The organism is Agrobacterium sp. DSM 25558 (genome assembly GCF_900100825.1).
In the GTDB taxonomy this organism is placed as follows: domain Bacteria; phylum Pseudomonadota; class Alphaproteobacteria; order Rhizobiales; family Rhizobiaceae; genus Agrobacterium.
The window spans coordinates 197222-214509 of record NZ_FMUD01000005.1; the positions used below are offsets into that span (position 1 = coordinate 197222).

Consider the following 17288-nt stretch of genomic DNA (forward strand, 5'->3'; position numbering starts at 1 on the left):
CAGGCATGACTTTTTCAGTAACCACCTGGAACATTAACTCGGTGCGGCTGCGCATGCCGCTGGTCGAGCAGTTTCTCGTGCGTTACAAGCCCGATGTCCTCTGCCTGCAGGAAACGAAATGCCCCAATGGCGAGTTTCCGCTGAAGCCTCTCAAGGCACTGGGTTACGAACACATCATCATTCATGGTCAGAAGGGCTATCACGGCGTTGCCATAGCCTCGAAACTGCCTTTGACCGAAGACCACAGGCAGGATTACTGCGGCATTGGTGATGCGCGCCACATCTCAGGCATCATCCAGGTCGGCTCGCGCAAAATTCGCCTGCACAATTTCTATGTTCCCGCAGGCGGTGACGAACCGGATCGCTCGATCAACCCGAAATTCGGCCACAAGCTGGATTTCATCGAGGAAATGAAAGCACTGAGCGCCGATGGCGTTCCCGGCACATCCTCCATCCTCGTCGGTGACCTGAATATCGCGCCACTTGAAAACGACGTCTGGTCGCACAAGCAACTGCTGAAAATCGTCAGCCACACGCCCGTCGAAACGGACGGCATGCTGGAGATCATGAAGAAGGGCAACTGGCTCGACCTGATGCGCCTGAACGTGCCGGAAACCGAAAAAATCTACACCTGGTGGAGCTACCGCGCCAAGGACTGGGAAGCCGCCAATCGCGGCCGCCGCCTCGACCACATCTGGTCCTCGCAAGACCTCGGACCATCGCTGGACCGAATCGAAATCCTCCGCGAAGCCCGCGGCTGGAACCGCCCATCCGACCACGTTCCTGTTACCGCGCATTTCAAGTTTTAAAAGCTGCCATCAAACCCGCATCACCCTCATTCCTGTGCTTGTCACAGGAATCCAGTCTACGCGCGTCTGCGCGACGGAAAGACTCCACAAAGCCCAAGGACTTGGGCCAGCTAGTTTCCTGTGACAAGCACAGGAACGATAATGAATGCGGGTTTGGGGGCATCCAGAACGGACGGCTCTGGAATCGCCAATCCATCGTCAATCATGCCTTGGATATGCAGGGAGAGAGCTTCTTCCGCCATGTGGTGAGCATCATCAAGATCATTGAAAGACGTCACAACACCTGGAAAATCAGGAAAGGAAATGCCGTAATCGCTGTCAGCGTCCTTATGGATCAGTCCGATATAGTTTCGCCTGATCATGCTATTCGTTCCCTGCCAGATTGCCAAGAATGCTGGGCAGCATCACGAAAACCGCCCCTGAAGCGCCGTCGCTCCTGCTGAAAGCGCTGCGATATTATCTCTAATCCGCGTCATGACCACATCCGCCACGTTGGGAAACTCTTCGATCATGCGATGGAAGAGAATGCGGGTGATGCGGATGACCTCTGAATCCTCCGAGGCCACGGCGGTATATTTGCGCTCGCACAGGGTGAAAAGCGCCAGTTCGGACAACATCGTGCCTGCCGTTGGCGTTGCCTGAAGCTCGGCTTTGCCGCTCCGCCCGGTGCTATAGAGATGAAAGCCGCCACGCGCGATCACGAAAGCGCATTCAGAGGGCGAATGCTCGCGAAACAGTGCCTGCCCCTGCGCAATCTTGCGGCGCTCGGCACCGAACGCGATCAGGCGCAACTGGTCGTCGCTCAACCCCTGAAACAGAGGCACCTGCGCCAAAAGCTGGATATCGTCGTTCAGTGCCATCTGGTTCGAAGCCCCGGGAGCATAAGGAATGATCGGTTTTCGAACAACGGCGCGGTCATGACAAGCCCGCGCCGCCAGAATTGTGCTTACGGCACAATCTTGTAGCCACCATTCTCCGTCACCAGAAGCTCCGCGTTCGACGGGTCACGCTCAATCTTCTGGCGCAAACGGTAGACGTGGGTTTCGAGCGTGTGTGTGGTGACGCCGGAATTATAGCCCCAGACCTCTTCCAGCAGCACATCACGCGTCACAACGGCGCTGCCAGCGCGGTAGAGATAGCGGATGATCGCCGCTTCCTTTTCCGTCAGACGGATTTTTTTGCCGTCTTCGGTGGTCAGCAGCTTCTGGCTTGGCTTGAACTGGTAGGGACCAACGGTAAACACCGCGTCTTCGCTCTGCTCATACTGACGAAGCTGCGCACGAACGCGCGCCAGAAGCACGGCGAAGCGGAACGGTTTCGTCACATAATCGTTGGCACCAGCCTCTAGACCAAGGATCGTATCGGAATCCGTATCATGGCCGGTCAGCATGATGATGGGGGCTTTGAAGCCGTTTTTGCGCATCAGCTTCACGGCCTCGCGCCCATCCATATCTGGCAGACCGACATCCATGATCAGCAGATCTACCTGTGTGGATTTCGCTGTCTGGATTGCGTGATTGGCGTTGGCACCTGTGAGAAGATTGAACTCCTCATAGGGAGACAATTGCTCGGCAAGTGTCTCGCGAAGGTCGTCATCGTCATCCACAAGGAGAAGTGTACGGGCCGTCATGGGATATCTCAGCCTTTCATTGTATAGTAAAACATGCCTCGCAAAACTGATTGCTTATTTTGCAGGAATGACATGCCTTTCGCTTTAGTGAGCCAATTCAGCGGTTTGCGGCCGCTACGTCAACCCTTCGTCATCAGAATAGGCGGAGCTATGAGGTCACGTTGGCTCACCTGCAAAGCAAAATCTCGTGAGAACGATGCTCAAGAACACACAAAATCAGCCAAAACCTTCTGCGAAACTCATCGTTCGCGCCGCACCGCGCCATAAAAGCCGCGCCATCGTCCAGCTTGGCCACCTGACATTCCAGGCCGCGATTGGTCGCAATGGACGCACGGCCATCAAGCGAGAGGGCGACGGAAAAACCCCAATTACCACCATGCCGATGCTATATGGTTTTCAGCGTGGCGAAAGAATTGGTGCCTTGAAAACACCGCTGGCGATGTATCGCACGCGCGCCAATATGCTGTGGTGCGACGCACCCACGGACCCAAATTACAATCGCCCGACAAAAGCGCCCTTCAAGCCAAGCCACGAAGAGCTGCAACGTCAGGATGGTCTCTACGATGTCTGTCTCGTGCTGGACTGGAATATCACATCACGCCGCCGCAATCTGGGCTCTGCCATTTTCATGCACATGATCCGCCCGGACTATGAGCCAACCGCCGGATGCGTGGCGCTCCACCCTCGCGACATGCGCCGCATTTTGCCGTTTCTGCGCAAGGGCAGAAAGATTACGGTCCTGTAGGACAGGCCGAGAACCGTCACTGTTCCCGGCCTGGTCTCAACTCACTTCCACTCACGAATATCCACGAAATGACCAGCCACCGCCGCCGCCGCCGCCATGGCGGGCGAAACGAGATGCGTGCGGCTCTTGTAGCCCTGACGTCCCTCGAAGTTGCGGTTGGAAGTGGACGCACAGCGCTCACCGGGGGCCAGACGGTCATCATTCATGGCAAGGCACATGGAGCAGCCCGGCTCGCGCCACTCGAAGCCAGCGTCGAGGAAAATCTTGTCGAGACCTTCCTGTTCAGCCTGCTCTTTCACGAGGCCGGAACCGGGAACGATCATGGCCGACACCGTCGGCGCAACCTTGCGGCCCTCGACAACCTTGGCGGCAGCGCGCAAATCCTCGATGCGGCCATTGGTGCAAGAACCGATGAAGACGCGGTCGATGGCGATGTCCGTCATCTTCGTTCCCGGCGTCAGGCCCATATATTCCAGAGCGCGCTGCTTGGAATTGCGCTTGTTCTCATCTTCGATCGTTGCCGGATCAGGCACTTCGCCCTGCACGGATACGACGTCTTCCGGAGATGAACCCCAGGATACGATCGGCGGCAGGTTGGCGGCGTTCAGCACGACGACCTTGTCGTAATGCGCACCTTCGTCGGACTTCAGCGTCTTCCAATAGGCAATCGCCTGTTCCAGAACCTCACCCTTAGGCGAACGCGGCTTGTCCTTGATATAATCGAACGTCGTCTCGTCGGGTGCGACCAGACCGGCACGCGCGCCACCTTCAATGGTCATGTTGCAGACCGTCATGCGGCCTTCCATCGACAGCGAACGGATCGCCTCACCGGCAAACTCGATGACGTGGCCCGTACCGCCTGCCGTGCCGATTTCGCCGATGATGGCAAGGATGATGTCCTTGGCCGTCACGCCATCCGGAACCTTACCATCCACACGCACCAGCATGTTCTTGGCCTTCTTCTGGATCAGCGTCTGCGTCGCCAGAACGTGCTCGACTTCCGATGTGCCGATACCATGCGCCAAAGCGCCAAACGCGCCATGCGTAGACGTATGGCTGTCACCACAGACGATCGTCATGCCCGGCAGCGTAAACCCCTGCTCCGGGCCTACAATGTGGACGATGCCCTGGCGCTTGTCGCGCTCGGAATAATATTCGACACCGAATTCCGCAGCGTTCTGGGCCAAGGCTTCGACCTGAATCCGGCTTTCCTCGTTCTTGATACCCTCAAGACGATCCGCCGTGGTGGGAACATTGTGGTCGACCACAGCCAGCGTGCGGGTTGGGGAATGAACGGGACGACCGGCCAGGCGCAGACCCTCGAAGGCCTGCGGGCTCGTCACCTCATGCACGAGGTGACGGTCGATGTAGAGAAGACAGGTTCCGTCCGGGTCGCGATTGACGACGTGATCATCCCAGATTTTATCATAGAGGGTGCGAGGTGCGCTCATGGCTGTATCCATCGGATTTTGAATAAGGAAATTGGGTTCGCAGCAAAAACTGACAGTCTCTTTAAAAGAGCTATCAGGCGAACGTAAGTCGGCCGCCGAACGCGCCGGAAATGCGCGCAAAGAACCGTGCCGGCAGACGCTTGTGGTCCTGCAACACGAAAATGTTTTGCGCGAGACATCCGAATTTCGATCCCATGCCTCTCTCATAGCAGATCGGCTTTTCCACGGCAATATTGCCTTTTGGAGCGAAACGAACCCGCCGAACATCCCTATAAGTTTTCAACCGAGGGATATAATGGCCGTTTCATGCGTTAGGCTCTGCCACAACCATATCACGACGCAATAACGCCGCCGTGAAGGGGGAGGGCAATGATCAGGGCATAACTGCATTTCTGCAGGGAGAGGGAGGATACGTTTTGGTATCTGAAAAGGCACTCATTTCAAAAATCACATGGCGACTCATGCCATTTTTGGGGCTTCTATACCTTATCGCCTATATCGACCGGCAAAATGTCAGCTTCGCCAAGCTGCAAATGGTCGGCGATCTCGGTTTGAGCGAATACGCCTATGGCCTAGGCGCATCGCTGTTCTTCATTGGCTATTTCATCTTCGAAGTGCCCAGCAACCTGTTGCTGACCCGCTTCGGTGCCAGCCGTTGGTTTGCCCGCATCATCATCTCCTGGGGACTTGTGACGATTGCGCTGGCCTTCACCAGCAGCCAGACGATGTTCTACATCCTGCGCTTCCTGCTGGGTGCCTGTGAAGCAGGCTTCTTCCCCGGCGTTCTCTATCTCCTGACCATCTGGTTCCCGCGGGATTATCGCGGCCGCATGGTCGGCCTGTTCATGATCTTCAGCGCACTTGCCAATGCCATCGGCGCACCACTGGGCGGCATGCTGCTGGATCTCGACGGCGTCATGGGTCTTGCAGGCTGGGAATGGGTGTTCCTTGCCACCGGCGTTCCCGCTGTCATTGCCGGCATTTTCACCATCTTCTATCTGGACGACACGCCTGAGAAGGCAAAGTTCCTGACCCAGGATGAGAAGGACTGGCTGAACAAGAAGATCGCCTCGGAAAACTCCCACATGGAAGAACATGCCGAAAACGGCTTCCGGGCACTGATCAACAAGCAGGTGCTGTTCATGTCGCTGTGCTTCGTCGGCTTCCCGCTGGCGGCTTACGGCCTCAGCTACTGGCTACCGACCATCGTCAAGAGCTTTGGCGTGTCCAACACCACCAATGGCTTCATCAACATTATCCCGTGGATCGGCGTGGCCGTTGCGCTGTACGTCGTTCCGGCAGCAGCGGACCGGTCAGAAAGCAAAATCCCCTATATCGTTGGCCCCGCTTTCATCGGCGCGTTCTGCCTGTTGATGTCGGCACTTGTGACCACACCGGTCCTGCAATTCGCTTTCCTGTGCGTTGCAGCAGCAGGCATCTTCGCGGGTCAGCCCGTGTTCTGGAGCCTGCCCGGCCGCTTCCTCAAGGGTGCCGGTGCTGCAGCCGGTCTTGCCGCTATCAACTCGGTCGGCAATCTCGGTGGTTTCGTCGCGCAGAACGTCGTGCCATGGATCAAGGACGAAACCGGCAGCACCATCGCCCCGATGTTCTTCCTGTCCGCCTGCCTGGCGGTGGCCGGTGTCCTCGTCATCATCGCCGGTCGCATGATTGCGGCGCAGGCCAACAAGCAGGCCGACGTCCGCGCCTGACCCTTCTTTCCGCCGCTGGTTCCCTGCACGTTACCAGCGGCGGAAAAACTGCCTCCTTTCGGCACCGTTCTCCACGTCCTATGGTTCGCGCATCCACCGCCGCGCCGTTCAGGAGAACATCATGATCCGCCTCATCAGAAACATCGCACTTGGCTGCGCCCTTGCACTGCCAGCATTCTCGCTTGCCACCCTGCCGGCCCACGCCCAGGAAGCCGTGGTCAAGGCTCCCGATGCCGAAGCCCTCTTCACCAGCCCTGATCCAAAGCTCAACGCCAACAAGCAGGTGACCTACAAGATCATCCGCGATCTGCTGGAAGCGGGCCACTGGGACAAGGCCGATCAATATCTGACCGAGCGTTATATTCAGCACAATCCCAACGCCGCATCGGGCCGCGCCGGCGTTATCACGTTCTTCACCGAAGTGCTGAAAGTCCCGAAAAAGCCGATCCCTGATAAAATCAGCTCACCCGTCGCCTTCGTTACGGCAGAAGGCGATCTCGTCACGGTCGGTTTCGTGCATGAGGTCAAGGACCCAAAAGACCCCGCCAAGACCTATACGACGACATGGTTCGACACATGGCGCTTCGTGGATGGCAAGGCGGACGAACATTGGGACTCAGCGCTGAAAGGTCAATAAACCCTACCCACGCGGACTGCGGCGCAAGGATTTTTCCACGCGCCGCAACACCAGCGATAGCCCCAGCGTCAGAATGAGGTAGATATAGGCGACAATGGAATAGGTTTCGAAAAACCGGAACGACCCCGCCGCATAGACCTTGCCCAGTTGCGTGATATCCATCACCCCCAGCACAGAGACCAGCGAACTGTCCTTGACCATCGAGACGAAATCGTTCGAGAGCGGCGGAAAGATCGTGCGGATCGCCTGCGGAAAAATCACCAGCCGAAAACGCTGGTAGCGGTTGAGGCCCAACGCCTTGGCCGCCTCGATCTGCCCTTCATCCACCGCCTCGATACCTGCCCTAAAAATTTCCGCGATAAACGCAGCATAACAAATCGTCAGCGCCAGAATGGCCCGCCATGTCAGCGAAAAATCCCGCACCAGCATCGCCTCCACCAATCCGGCCTGAATGAGCGGCGTGATCATCCAGTTGAACAGGCTGACGACGGCAGGTGCACCGACGAACGCGATGTAGAACAGCACGACAAGAACGGGAATGCCCCTCACCGTCTCAATGTAGAAACGGGACATCTGGCGCAGAACGATGCTGTCAGCCATACCCATGATGGCAATCACCAGCCCCCACAGCGAGGCCAACGCAAACGCCACCAGCGTCACTGATACCGTCATGCCGATGCCCGTGATGACGGTGGAAAACACCTGCGCATAGATGCCGTTGATCGCAATCACGACGGCCAGCACCAGCCCTATGCACACAAGCGCCACCAGCCACCACGGAAAATCATCCGCCGTGGGGGATTTGCGCCGAGGGCTCAAGCCACTGTCTTTCGGTTATCGCTATGCAAAGGCTTACTGGCCAAGTTTGTAGTCCAGAAACCACTTCTTATCGAGCTTCGCAAACGTGCCATCGGCCTTCAGCGCGGCAATCGCCGCATTCACGGGTGCCACCAGATCGGACCTCTTCTTGAAGATAAAGCCGAAATCATCGCCACCAAGGGGACCGCCGATCAATTTCAGCGCGCCGCCGGACGCATCGACATAACCCTTGCCCGCCACGCCATCCGTCAGCACCAGATCGACATCGCCGGTCTTCAGCGCCTGCACGGTCGCGCCAAAGGTTTCCATCAGCTTCACACGCGGGTTCTGCTCGTTTCCGTCAAGCACGTCATAGACAACGGTATAAAACGGCGTCGTACCCGCCTGCGCACCCACCAGCCCCTTGTCGAAGGCGGCAAAGCTCTTGGCATCAGTAAACCGCGTCTCATCGGCACGCACCAGCATGAACATTTCCGAGCGCATATAGGGATCGGAGAAATCCACCTTTTCCTTGCGCTCGTCCTTGATGCTGATGCCGGTCATGCCGATGTCGTATTGCCCGTCTGACACCGCCTGGATCATCGCATCCCAGGATGTGTTCTGGTACTCGACCATAAAATTCAACCGCTTGGCAATCTCGCCCATCGCATCATACTCCCAACCGATGGCGTTGCCGGATTTGGGATCAACGAATTGCAGCGGCGGATAGGCATTTTCGGTAACGACGACAACCGTCTTGCCTTTGAGGTCCGGCAGGTCGGCGGCAACGGAAATGACAGGCGAAATAAGCGTTGCGGCAATGGCGATGAAAAAAGAGCGTCTGAGCAATGTGATGTCTCCTGCTGGCATTGCGGGAAAATGACACGGTTTGAAGTGTGAGGGCAAGAGCGCATTGGATGGTGGTGGGTGTGGCTTACCCCCCTCTGCCCTGCCGGGCATCTCCCCCTCACGGGGGGAGATCGACTCGCGGCTATGTCCCGCACATCTCAAACGCTACGGATAGAGTGGTGAGCATTCGTCTTGCCGATCTCCCTCCTTGTGGGGGAGATGTCCGGCAGGACAGAGGGGGGTAAGCCCCACCCACCGCCTTATACCGACTAGCACACATCCAAAAAGAAAAGGCGGCCCGAAGACCGCCTTTGTCAAAATTCCCGAAAAACGGAAAAGCTTATTCAGCTGCGCCTTCGGCAGGCTTTGCAGCCTCTTCAGCGGCCTTCTCTGCTGCGGCTTCTTCGGCTGCCTTGGCTTCAGCAGCTTCTGCTGCGGCCTTTTCAGCGGCCAGAGCCTGTGCTGCTGCAACCTTTTCAGCTTCGATGCGTGCCTTTTCTTCTGCAGCAGCCTGACGCTCAGCGTCGTTAAGCTTGCGAGCGCGAACGCCCGTGTCTTCAACGATACGAGCAGACTTACCGCGACGGTCGCGCAGGTAGTACAGCTTGGCGCGACGAACCTTACCGCGACGAACGATTTCAACGCCTTCAACCAGTGGCGAGTAAACCGGGAATACGCGCTCTACGCCTTCGCCGTAAGAAATCTTGCGAACGGTGAAGCTCTCGTTGATGCCGCCGCCGGAACGGGCGATAACGACGCCTTCGTAAGCCTGTACACGGGTACGTGTACCTTCCGTTACGCGCACGTTGACGCGAACGGTGTCACCTGGAGAAAATTCTGGAAGCGTACGCTTCGCTTCGATCTTGGCAGCCTGTTCGGCTTCCAGCTGTTCGATAATGTTGGTCATATTAACCTCTGAGTTCTTCTGAAACAGCCAGAGCGCTCAACTGTCATCCCTTGAAACCAAGTCTCAGGACCATGCCTTGCGGCAGGAGCGGGTTCACCATTCTTTGCTTGCGGTTAAAGGGGTAAACCCCAGTTCCACGCGGGCCATTACAGCAAGACGACGCATTTGTCATCCCTTTTGCAAGATTATTTTGTCGGTCACGACCGAATTGTCGGCAGTCATTTCAACGGATATGGAGTGATCGGGGCGCAAAATGCGCCGGGAGGGGCCATGTCTTTGTTCATCATTCTGCTGCTGCTTGCCAGCGGCTTTCTGTCCGGTGCGGTCAATGCCATCGCAGGCGGTGGCACCTTTCTGACCTTCGGGGCCATGACGATTGCCGGTATCGCGCCGATTTCGGCCAACGCCACCTCATCCATCGTGCAATTTCCCGGCTATGTCACGTCGGTCATCGCCTATTGGCCCGAAATCCGCGCCCACTGGAAAGGCGCGATCTTTCTGGCCCTGCTGTCCATCGCCGGATCCACCGCCGGTGCGCTCTTGCTTCTGTCGCTGGACAACCCGGCCTTTCGCCAGCTCGTGCCCTGGCTCCTACTCGCCGCCACACTTTTGTTTGCCTTGGGGCCATGGCTGCGCCCCCGCACGAATGCGCAACGCTCGCCCGGCAATGCCGCAAGCCTCATCGGCCAGTTCTTCACCTCGATCTATGGCGGCTTTTTCGGCGCTGGCATGGGCATCATGATGCTGGCCGTGCTGGGCCTGACGGCTGGTGGCACCTATCACCACCTCAACGCGCTGAAAAACCTGCTCGCGGTGGTCATAGCGGCCGTCGCTATCGTCGTCTTCGTCGGCGGTGGTGTCGTCGCGTGGCCTGCCGCGCTGATCATGATCCCGGCATCCGCCATCGGCGGTTATAGCGGCGTCTATATCGCACGCCGCGTATCGCAATGGATCATCCGCGCCTTGGTAATCTCGGTCGGCCTATTGCTATCGGTCTATTACTTCGTCTCGACCTGAACTGGCTTCACCAGAAGATCGGGACGGCGCTCCTTCGTCAGCGCCAGCGCCTGCTCGTTACGCCATTTTTCGATGGCCTTGTGGTTGCCGGAGGTCAGAACCGCTGGAATCTCACGCTCTTCCCACACTTGCGGGCGAGTATAATGCGGATGCTCCAGCAATCCGCCTTCGAAGCTCTCATGCACGCCCGAAAGGTCATTGCCCATCACACCGGGCAGAATGCGCACCACAGCATCCAAAAGCGTCAGCGCCGCCGGTTCGCCTCCGGAGAGAATATAGTCGCCGATACTGACTTCCTCGAGCTCACGGGCATCGATCACCCGCTGGTCCACGCCCTCGAAACGACCGCAGATGATGATGACGCCATCGCCAGCGGCAATCTCGCGAACCCGCTCTTGGCGCAGCGGCTTGCCCCGTGGGCTCATCAGCAGCCGCGGACGCTTGTCATCTTCCGAGACCGCATCGATGGCTGCCGCCAGCACATCGGGTTTCAGCACCATGCCAGCACCGCCGCCAGCTGGCGTGTCATCCACGCTGCGGTGCTTGTCGGTCGCGAAGTCGCGGATTTGCACCGGCTCGATTTGCCACTGCCCACGCTCCAGCGCCCGGCCCGCCAGCGAATGGCCCAAATGCCCCGGAAACATGTCCGGGTAAAGCGTCAGCACGGTTGCTTTGAATGTCATGTTTATTTTTTCTTGCCGAAGATCGGATGATCCGGGTCGTCCTTTCCGTCCTCAGGGTTGTCGATCAGGCCGGCAGCCAGGGGATCGATCAGGATTTTCCCGCCTTCAAGGTCGATTTCCAGAACCGCAGCTTCGGAAAAGGGAATGAGCGTTGGACGACGGCCAGCGCCTTTCAGCTCCAGCAGATCGCCCGCGCCGAAATCATGGACAGCGGCGACGGAGCCGTAGCTCTTGCCCTCGGCGTCGACGGCCTCAAGCCCTTCCAGATCGGTATAATAGAACTCATCTTCGTCTAGATCGTCGTCGGGCAGATTGTCACGCTCGATGAACAGTTCCAGCCCGTTCAGAGCTTCCGCCGCATTGCGGTCGTTGACGCCGCGAAAGCGCACGATGACCACGGTCTTGGCCTCGCGAATTTCGAGAATTTCGAACACCCGGCCATCGGCAGTAATCAGGTTGCCATATTCTCCCAATGCGGTCGGTTCATCCGTGAAAGAGCTGACCCGCACTTCGCCACGCAGTCCCTGCGCCGCGCCAATCTTGGCCATGAGAATGGGGTTTTCCAGCTTTGCCATCGGTCGTCCGTTTCGGTGTTCGTCTTTGAAAATCTATGTACGGCATGTTGCCGTCAAAATAAACATAAACGGGTGGCGCGGAAATCCACGCCACCCGTTCAAATCGTGCAAACCGGACTTATTCGGCAGCAGATGCTTCTGCGGCAGCAGCAGCAGCGTCATCGGCCTTCTGCTTCTTCTCGGCAGTGCGCTCGACTGCCTTCTTGCCTGGCTTTGCCTTTTCAGGATTGTTGCGGGCGTCGCGCGTTACGATGCCGGCTTCTGCGAGGAAGCGCAGAACGCGGTCCGTTGGCTGCGCGCCCTTGGCAATCCATTCCTTGACGAGGTCGCCGTTGATCTGGATGCGATCAGCGTTGTCCTTGGCAAGCATTGGGTTCCAGGAACCAACCTTCTCGAGGAAACGGCCGTCGCGTGGCGAACGGGCGTCAGCAACGACGATCTGGTAGTACGGGCGCTTCTTGGAACCACCGCGTGCGAGACGAATTTTCAGTGCCATGTTATTTCTCCTTAAGAATGGCTAGTCCGCCGGTCAGGCGGTCTTTTCGGTGCCGTTGTGTTCAGCGGCAATTGCTTCATGATGCCGGATGACTTCCTTGATGATGAAGTTCAGAAACTTCTCGGCGAAATCCGGATCCAGATTGGCGTCCTTTGCCAGATGGCGCAGGCGTTCGATCTGGTATTCCTCGCGCGCCGGGTCTGCCGGCGGCAATTCGTGGGTTGCTTTCAAAACGCCAACCGCCTTGGTGCGTTGGAACCGTTCTGCCAGCATATGCACCAGCGCCGCATCGATATTGTCGATGGACTGGCGGTATTGCGAAAGTTGAGCTTTTACGTCTGCGTCGGTCATCACAGTCTCACTTCTTCTTGCCAAAACCGGGCAGGCCGGGAAGACCGCCGAGGCCCGGCAGCTTGGGTCCGCCCAAACCGGGAAGACCGGGCATGCCGGCCATGCCACCAAGACCAGGCGGCATGCCACCGGGCTTGCCGAGACCGGCGGCTTCAGCCTGCTTTTGAAGCGCTTCCAGCTGCTTGGGGTCCATGTTGGCCAGATCAGGCATGCCGCCCATTCCACCACCAAGGCCCATCTTGCCAGCAAGGCCGCCCATCATCTGCTTCATGATGCCGCCCTTGCCCTTGCCGCCCATGGCTTTCATCATGTCGGCCATGCCGCGATGCATCTTCAGCAGCTTGTTGATTTCGGCGGCGTCCGTGCCGGAACCGGCAGCGATGCGCTTCTTGCGGCTGTGCTTGAGCATGTCAGGATTGGCGCGCTCGGCTTTGGTCATGGACGAGATGATGGCGATCTGACGGTCGAACATCTTGTCGTTCAGACCCGACGCCGCCATCTTGTCCTTCATGCCGGACATACCGGGCATCAGGCCCATAATGCCGCCCATGCCGCCCATTTTCTTCATCTGGCCAAGCTGGTCGGCCAGATCGTTCAGATCGAACTTGCCCGACTGCATCTTCTTGGCCATCGCTGCGGCTTTTTCCGCATCGATGTTTTCGGCAGCTTTTTCGACCAGCGAAACAATGTCGCCCATGCCGAGAATTCGGTCGGCGATACGGCGCGGATGGAACTCTTCCAGCTCACCCATGCGCTCGCCGGTACCGATCAGCTTGATCGGCTTGCCGGTCACGGCACGCATGGAGAGGGCAGCACCGCCACGGCCATCGCCGTCCATACGGGTCAGCACCAGGCCGGTAATGCCGACGCGCTCATCGAAGTTGCGTGCCAGATTGACGGCGTCCTGACCGGTCAACGAATCCGCGACCAGCAGGATTTCATGCGGTTTGGCGTTCTTCTTGATCTCCGCCATTTCCATCATCAACGGCTCGTCGATGTGGGTACGACCGGCGGTATCGAGGATCACGACATCATGGCCGCCGAGCTTGGCAGCCTGCACGGCACGCGAAGCGATGTCGGTCGGCGATTGTCCGGCAATGATCGGCAGCGTATCGACACCGGTCTGAACACCCAGCTGGCGCAACTGCTCTTGAGCCGCCGGACGACGCGTGTCGAGAGATGCCATCAGCACCTTCTTCTTGTCGCGGTCGGTCAGGCGCTTGGCAATCTTGCCGGTGGTGGTCGTCTTACCCGAACCCTGCAGACCCACCATCATGATGACGACGGGGGCAGCCGCGTGCAGATCGATAGCCACGCCCTCGGAGCCCAGCATCTCGACCAGCTCGTCATGAACGATCTTAACGACCATCTGTCCGGGCTTGATGGCTTTGAGAACCGAGGCGCCAACGGCCTTTTCACGCACCTTGTCGGTGAAGGACCGTACGACTTCCAGCGCAACGTCCGCTTCCAGAAGCGCACGGCGAACCTCGCGCAGGGCAGCCGTCACATCGGCTTCCGAAAGCGCGCCACGGCCGGTCAGTCCATTCAAAATGGAGCCAAGGCGGTCCTGGAGGTTTTCAAACATTGCGTCATCCTTCTTCGTTCCGGGGTACCCGAAACGTCGGTTCTTTTGCTGTCAAAAACAAGACGCCCAGTAAAGGACATAGCCAAAAAGCACCCGAGGGCGCTTCGCGCTGTCGGATGTTTGCCTCCGGGATCTTCTATACCTTGCGGGTCCCGGTCGGCGGCTGCGGTCATGAAACTGCCAGCTGATGGGCGCGGGTAAACAGCAAAAGCCCGCAGGAGTCAAGGCTTGAAGGCCAAAACGCGCCCGCAGCAGCCGTACGTTGTCAGCTGCTGCGCCGATCTTTCATCATTTGCCACGTTTTTTCAGATACTCTGCCTTATAGGCGAAGATCGCTTCATGCCATTTCGCCGTCGCGTCGGCACCATGTTCCTTTGAGGCCTCGACCACGAGACGGCCCATCCATCGTTTTGATTCCTCGGCATATTCGTAAGGCGTCAGATTATGCTCATCAAGCACCTGCTGCGGGGTGATGCCGAGCTCCCCCGAAGCCTCCATATGGCCTTGCAGGCGTGCATAGTCATCGAATGTCGCAAGCTTGCCCTCTATTTGAACCTTTTCCGTTTTGGAAAAACGGCCCCGATTTGGGTCGCCGAAAGCCTCGCCGTAAGCCCGCATCGTATCACCGGCGGTGTCGGCGTTTTTCAAAGCCTCGATGAACGAGAGATTGATCTGCTCGAATGTCCTCTCGTCTATGTCAAGAACGGCGATCACGTCCTTAGGGTTCTGCTCGTTGGCGATTCGTCCATTGGCAGAAGCCCATTCCTCAAAGGTCACGCCATTGACCGGAGCGGGCAGCGGCTCTGCCAGAACCGGCAACGTCAGCGACGTTGAAAACAAAAAAGATAAACAAAGTAATGTGATCGCGCGCATGCCGCCTCCACCAAATCTCGCTGTGATTTTTACAGCAAATGCGATTTTTAAATGGCAGCAGCAACCTTGGTTTGCAATCGACGATGAAATTATCGCGATCACATTCGGTTTTGTTGAATGTCGCCCGCCTCGGGCCTATGAGAGAGGGTATGAAAAGACGCACCCTCTTCAAACTCTCGTTCCTCGGCGCGCTTCTGGCTGGTGGCGGTCTCTATGCGCGCCAATCCAGTGCCAGCGCCTATTATAAAGGCCCGCTATCGGACCATTTCGATGGTGCGCTTTTCTTCAATCCCGGCGGCGAGACACCCAACGGTTTTGTAGACCTGATGAAATGGCGGTTCGACGGCAACAAGGCGACATGGCCGGAAGCCTATCCCAGCCCGTTTCCCTTCGTGAAACCGGATGAACGCGTCAACGGTAAAGACCTGCGCATCACCTTCGTCGGCCACGCATCCTTTCTCATTCAGACAGCTGGCCTGAATATTCTTGTCGATCCCGTGTGGTCGGAGCGCACCAGCCCCTTCAGCTTCGTTGGCCCCAAACGCGTCAACCCGCCCGGGATAAAGTTCAACGACCTGCCGCCGATCGATATCGTGCTGGTCACGCACAATCATTACGACCATCTCGATCTGGAAACGCTGCACCAGCTTCACATCAGGCATAAACCGCACTTTATCACGCCCCTCGGCAATGATGTCGTCATTCGCACCCGCTTCGAGGCGGCGAAGATTTCAACGGGGGACTGGGGTGATTTGGTGAACGTCGCACCAGATGTAAAAATCCACTTTGAGCCCTGCCATCACTGGTCTGCGCGTGGCCTGAACGACCGACGCATGGCGCTGTGGGCAGCTTTCGTCATCGAAACGCCCGGCGGTAAGATTTATCATATCGGCGATACGGGTTTTCACAGCGGCCTCAATTACCACGCCGCCGCCAAAAAACACGGCGGCTTCCGCCTCGCCAACCTGCCATTCGGAGCTTATGAGCCGCGCTGGTTCATGAAAGGCCAGCACCAGAACCCGTCAGAAGCCGTGGAAGGCATGAAGATTTGCGGCGCAGCCTATGCCTGCGGCCACCATTGGGGCACCGTTCAACTCACTGACGAGGCTATCGATGCACCCATCATCGCGCTCAAGGCGGCGCTGACGGAACACGGCGTAGCAGAAGATCGCTTCCGCCCCATGCACCCGAGCGAAGTTTTCGACGTACCGATGGTTTGAAGTGTGCGGGACAGGCGCTTTATTTCAGCGCCTTCGCAGTCATCTCGCTTGAGAGCAGGCTCCCAAGCATCTTGCATAGCCCCGCAAACCCAAATTATTTTTTCTTGGTCGTGCTTTCGCTGGCTTTCACCTGCGATCCGAGTGTCGGCGCGGCGGCTGGCGCTGCCTTATCCTTTTTCGGTTTTCTGACTTCTTTATTGCTGCGAACTTGACCCTTGGCCATGGTATTTTCTCCCTGCTTCGTTCACCAATTAGCTGCCATCTGAAGAGCAAAGGCAAGCGGTTTATTGTGGGGGGATTTTTTGGATAGGTGGACGCAGCGGTAGCACCCCTCATCCTGAGGCGGGAGCAAAGCAACCCTCGAATGACGGGGGTGCGGGCGGTACGGAGTGGAGCGCAGAGTATGCGGCTTACCCCCCCTCTGCCCTGTCGGACATCTCCCCCTCAGGTGGGGAGATTGGTAAAAGGCACGATCACTGCCCAACATCACCCTTCATAGAATGACTGATCAGTAAAAATTGCGATCGCCCCGCCCCGACGCTCAAGATGGCCAAGACCTATCCACGAGTCGATCTCCCCACCTGAGGGGGAGATGCCCGGCAGGGCAGAGCGACTGTCTTGGCAGTCAAGCGTTTTGCCATGGTTTATTTTCCCGGATGATGGCGTTGAGGATGGTGAGAAGCTTGCGCATGGTGGCGACAATGGCGACGATCTTGGGCTTGCCGGATGCCACGAGGCGATCGCGGAAGGCTTTGAGGAGAGGGTTGTGACGGGACGCAACCAGTGCCGCCATGAACAGCACGCCCGCACCTTCGAGCGCCCGCCACCAATAAAGCTCTTGCCTTTCCATTTGCCCGATTGCCGGGTCCATGGTGCCAGTCCCGCAAGCGATGCGATCTGGCGTCTGTCGAGGCTGCCGAGCTCCGGCATTTCGGCCAGAAGGGTGCGCGCCG

The 17288-nt window shown here is 57.8% G+C and carries 19 protein-coding genes and 2 pseudogenes; 6 read left to right on the forward strand and 15 right to left on the reverse strand.

What is annotated here, in order from left to right:
- The first annotated feature begins 5 nt into the window (after nucleotides 1-5).
- Nucleotides 6-809, forward strand: coding sequence for an exodeoxyribonuclease III (locus DSM25558_RS06805; RefSeq protein WP_077103104.1), 804 nt, complete (start codon nucleotides 6-8; stop codon nucleotides 807-809).
- 161 nt (nucleotides 810-970) lie between these two features.
- On the opposite strand, the pseudogene DSM25558_RS06810 reads toward DSM25558_RS06805, so the two are convergent.
- The 3 genes and pseudogenes from DSM25558_RS06810 to DSM25558_RS06820 form a co-directional block, all read right to left on the reverse strand.
- Nucleotides 971-1171: pseudogene (locus tag DSM25558_RS06810) on the reverse strand (type II toxin-antitoxin system HicB family antitoxin); the annotation flags it as partial.
- 42 nt (nucleotides 1172-1213) lie between these two features.
- Entirely contained in the window at nucleotides 1214-1669 is a 456-nt protein-coding gene (locus DSM25558_RS06815; RefSeq protein ID WP_077103105.1) for a cyclic nucleotide-binding domain-containing protein, read from the reverse strand.
- Between the two features lie 86 nt (nucleotides 1670-1755).
- Nucleotides 1756-2439, reverse strand: a complete 684-nt coding sequence (locus DSM25558_RS06820; RefSeq protein WP_067645918.1) for a response regulator transcription factor — start codon at nucleotides 2437-2439, stop codon at nucleotides 1756-1758.
- Between the two features lie 196 nt (nucleotides 2440-2635).
- Here DSM25558_RS06820 and DSM25558_RS06825 point away from each other — a divergent pair, with 196 nt between their 5' ends.
- Nucleotides 2636-3184: a L,D-transpeptidase family protein gene (locus DSM25558_RS06825; protein ID WP_077103107.1), complete on the forward strand. Its 549-nt coding sequence runs from the start codon at nucleotides 2636-2638 to the stop codon at nucleotides 3182-3184.
- A 41-nt stretch (nucleotides 3185-3225) separates the two neighbouring features.
- Here the strand turns inward: DSM25558_RS06825 and leuC are convergent, their stop codons facing one another.
- Nucleotides 3226-4635, reverse strand: a complete 1410-nt coding sequence (leuC, locus tag DSM25558_RS06830) for a 3-isopropylmalate dehydratase large subunit (protein ID WP_077103164.1) — start codon at nucleotides 4633-4635, stop codon at nucleotides 3226-3228.
- Nucleotides 4636-5051: 416 nt separating this feature from the next.
- On the opposite strand from leuC, the gene DSM25558_RS06835 reads away from it, so the two are divergent.
- Nucleotides 5052-6344 carry an MFS transporter gene (locus DSM25558_RS06835; protein ID WP_077103109.1) on the forward strand — a complete coding sequence of 431 codons (1293 nt, stop codon included), beginning with the start codon at nucleotides 5052-5054 and terminating at the stop codon, nucleotides 6342-6344.
- A gap of 121 nt (nucleotides 6345-6465) precedes the next feature.
- Complete coding sequence (locus DSM25558_RS06840) at nucleotides 6466-6981, forward strand: nuclear transport factor 2 family protein (protein WP_083716344.1); 516 nt, start codon at nucleotides 6466-6468, stop codon at nucleotides 6979-6981.
- 3 nt (nucleotides 6982-6984) lie between these two features.
- Here the strand turns inward: DSM25558_RS06840 and DSM25558_RS06845 are convergent, their stop codons facing one another.
- The 3 genes from DSM25558_RS06845 to rplS form a co-directional block, all read right to left on the reverse strand.
- Complete coding sequence (locus DSM25558_RS06845; protein ID WP_077103111.1) at nucleotides 6985-7800, reverse strand: amino acid ABC transporter permease; 816 nt, start codon at nucleotides 7798-7800, stop codon at nucleotides 6985-6987.
- Between the two features lie 33 nt (nucleotides 7801-7833).
- On the reverse strand, nucleotides 7834-8649 hold the full coding sequence (locus tag DSM25558_RS06850) for a transporter substrate-binding domain-containing protein (protein ID WP_077103113.1): 816 nt from the start codon (nucleotides 8647-8649) through the stop codon (nucleotides 7834-7836).
- Nucleotides 8650-8968: 319 nt separating this feature from the next.
- Nucleotides 8969-9535 (reverse strand): 50S ribosomal protein L19, encoded by a 567-nt coding sequence (gene rplS, locus DSM25558_RS06860; RefSeq protein ID WP_077103115.1) that lies wholly within the window; start codon nucleotides 9533-9535, stop codon nucleotides 8969-8971.
- Nucleotides 9536-9805: 270 nt separating this feature from the next.
- Between rplS and DSM25558_RS06865 the strand changes: the two genes are divergently transcribed.
- Nucleotides 9806-10552: a sulfite exporter TauE/SafE family protein gene (locus tag DSM25558_RS06865; RefSeq protein ID WP_077103117.1), complete on the forward strand. Its 747-nt coding sequence runs from the start codon at nucleotides 9806-9808 to the stop codon at nucleotides 10550-10552.
- On the opposite strand, the gene trmD is transcribed toward DSM25558_RS06865, so the two are convergent.
- The 6 genes from trmD to DSM25558_RS06895 all read right to left on the reverse strand — a co-directional run bounded on the left by trmD (nucleotide 10534) and on the right by DSM25558_RS06895 (nucleotide 15115).
- A complete protein-coding gene (trmD, locus tag DSM25558_RS06870) occupies nucleotides 10534-11235 on the reverse strand; it encodes a tRNA (guanosine(37)-N1)-methyltransferase TrmD (protein ID WP_077103119.1) in 702 nt (233 codons plus the stop codon). The two genes, DSM25558_RS06865 and trmD, sit on opposite strands and share 19 nt — an antisense overlap.
- Before the next feature lie 2 nt (nucleotides 11236-11237).
- Nucleotides 11238-11810 carry a ribosome maturation factor RimM gene (gene rimM, locus DSM25558_RS06875; RefSeq protein WP_077103121.1) on the reverse strand — a complete coding sequence of 191 codons (573 nt, stop codon included), beginning with the start codon at nucleotides 11808-11810 and terminating at the stop codon, nucleotides 11238-11240.
- Nucleotides 11811-11928: 118 nt separating this feature from the next.
- The gene (rpsP, locus tag DSM25558_RS06880) at nucleotides 11929-12306 is read right to left on the reverse strand and encodes a 30S ribosomal protein S16 (protein WP_077103123.1); all 378 of its coding nucleotides are present in this window, start codon (nucleotides 12304-12306) and stop codon (nucleotides 11929-11931) included.
- A 33-nt stretch (nucleotides 12307-12339) separates the two neighbouring features.
- On the reverse strand, nucleotides 12340-12657 hold the full coding sequence (locus tag DSM25558_RS06885; protein ID WP_077103125.1) for a chorismate mutase: 318 nt from the start codon (nucleotides 12655-12657) through the stop codon (nucleotides 12340-12342).
- Between the two features lie 7 nt (nucleotides 12658-12664).
- Nucleotides 12665-14242, reverse strand: coding sequence for a signal recognition particle protein (gene ffh / locus DSM25558_RS06890; protein ID WP_077103127.1), 1578 nt, complete (start codon nucleotides 14240-14242; stop codon nucleotides 12665-12667).
- 288 nt (nucleotides 14243-14530) lie between these two features.
- The gene (locus DSM25558_RS06895) at nucleotides 14531-15115 is read right to left on the reverse strand and encodes a hypothetical protein (protein ID WP_077103129.1); all 585 of its coding nucleotides are present in this window, start codon (nucleotides 15113-15115) and stop codon (nucleotides 14531-14533) included.
- Between the two features lie 149 nt (nucleotides 15116-15264).
- Here DSM25558_RS06895 and DSM25558_RS06900 point away from each other — a divergent pair, with 149 nt between their 5' ends.
- Nucleotides 15265-16335, forward strand: a complete 1071-nt coding sequence (locus DSM25558_RS06900) for an MBL fold metallo-hydrolase (protein WP_077103131.1) — start codon at nucleotides 15265-15267, stop codon at nucleotides 16333-16335.
- Nucleotides 16336-16429: 94 nt separating this feature from the next.
- On the opposite strand, the gene DSM25558_RS29635 is transcribed toward DSM25558_RS06900, so the two are convergent.
- Together DSM25558_RS29635 and DSM25558_RS06905 are read right to left on the reverse strand one after the other, a co-directional pair.
- On the reverse strand, nucleotides 16430-16558 hold the full coding sequence (locus DSM25558_RS29635) for a hypothetical protein (RefSeq protein ID WP_256387055.1): 129 nt from the start codon (nucleotides 16556-16558) through the stop codon (nucleotides 16430-16432).
- Nucleotides 16559-16960: 402 nt separating this feature from the next.
- Nucleotides 16961-17288, reverse strand: a pseudogene (locus DSM25558_RS06905) (transposase); the annotation flags it as partial.

Bases quoted from the DNA above. Each gene is read 5' to 3' on its own strand.
- DSM25558_RS06805 (WP_077103104.1), top strand. From the start codon at position 6: ATGACTTTTTCAGTAACCACCTGGAACATTAACTCGGTGCGGCTGCGC.
- DSM25558_RS06815 (WP_077103105.1), bottom strand. From the start codon at position 1,669: ATGGCACTGAACGACGATATCCAGCTTTTGGCGCAGGTGCCTCTGTTT.
- DSM25558_RS06820 (WP_067645918.1), bottom strand. From the start codon at position 2,439: ATGACGGCCCGTACACTTCTCCTTGTGGATGACGATGACGACCTTCGC.
- DSM25558_RS06825 (WP_077103107.1), top strand. From the start codon at position 2,636: ATGCTCAAGAACACACAAAATCAGCCAAAACCTTCTGCGAAACTCATC.
- leuC (WP_077103164.1), bottom strand. From the start codon at position 4,635: ATGAGCGCACCTCGCACCCTCTATGATAAAATCTGGGATGATCACGTC.
- DSM25558_RS06840 (WP_083716344.1), top strand. From the start codon at position 6,466: ATGATCCGCCTCATCAGAAACATCGCACTTGGCTGCGCCCTTGCACTG.
- DSM25558_RS06850 (WP_077103113.1), bottom strand. From the start codon at position 8,649: ATGCCAGCAGGAGACATCACATTGCTCAGACGCTCTTTTTTCATCGCC.
- rplS (WP_077103115.1), bottom strand. From the start codon at position 9,535: ATGACCAACATTATCGAACAGCTGGAAGCCGAACAGGCTGCCAAGATC.
- DSM25558_RS06865 (WP_077103117.1), top strand. From the start codon at position 9,806: ATGTCTTTGTTCATCATTCTGCTGCTGCTTGCCAGCGGCTTTCTGTCC.
- trmD (WP_077103119.1), bottom strand. From the start codon at position 11,235: ATGACATTCAAAGCAACCGTGCTGACGCTTTACCCGGACATGTTTCCG.
- rimM (WP_077103121.1), bottom strand. From the start codon at position 11,810: ATGGCAAAGCTGGAAAACCCCATTCTCATGGCCAAGATTGGCGCGGCG.
- rpsP (WP_077103123.1), bottom strand. From the start codon at position 12,306: ATGGCACTGAAAATTCGTCTCGCACGCGGTGGTTCCAAGAAGCGCCCG.
- DSM25558_RS06885 (WP_077103125.1), bottom strand. From the start codon at position 12,657: ATGACCGACGCAGACGTAAAAGCTCAACTTTCGCAATACCGCCAGTCC.
- ffh (WP_077103127.1), bottom strand. From the start codon at position 14,242: ATGTTTGAAAACCTCCAGGACCGCCTTGGCTCCATTTTGAATGGACTG.
- DSM25558_RS06895 (WP_077103129.1), bottom strand. From the start codon at position 15,115: ATGCGCGCGATCACATTACTTTGTTTATCTTTTTTGTTTTCAACGTCG.
- DSM25558_RS06900 (WP_077103131.1), top strand. From the start codon at position 15,265: ATGAAAAGACGCACCCTCTTCAAACTCTCGTTCCTCGGCGCGCTTCTG.
- DSM25558_RS29635 (WP_256387055.1), bottom strand. From the start codon at position 16,558: ATGGCCAAGGGTCAAGTTCGCAGCAATAAAGAAGTCAGAAAACCGAAA.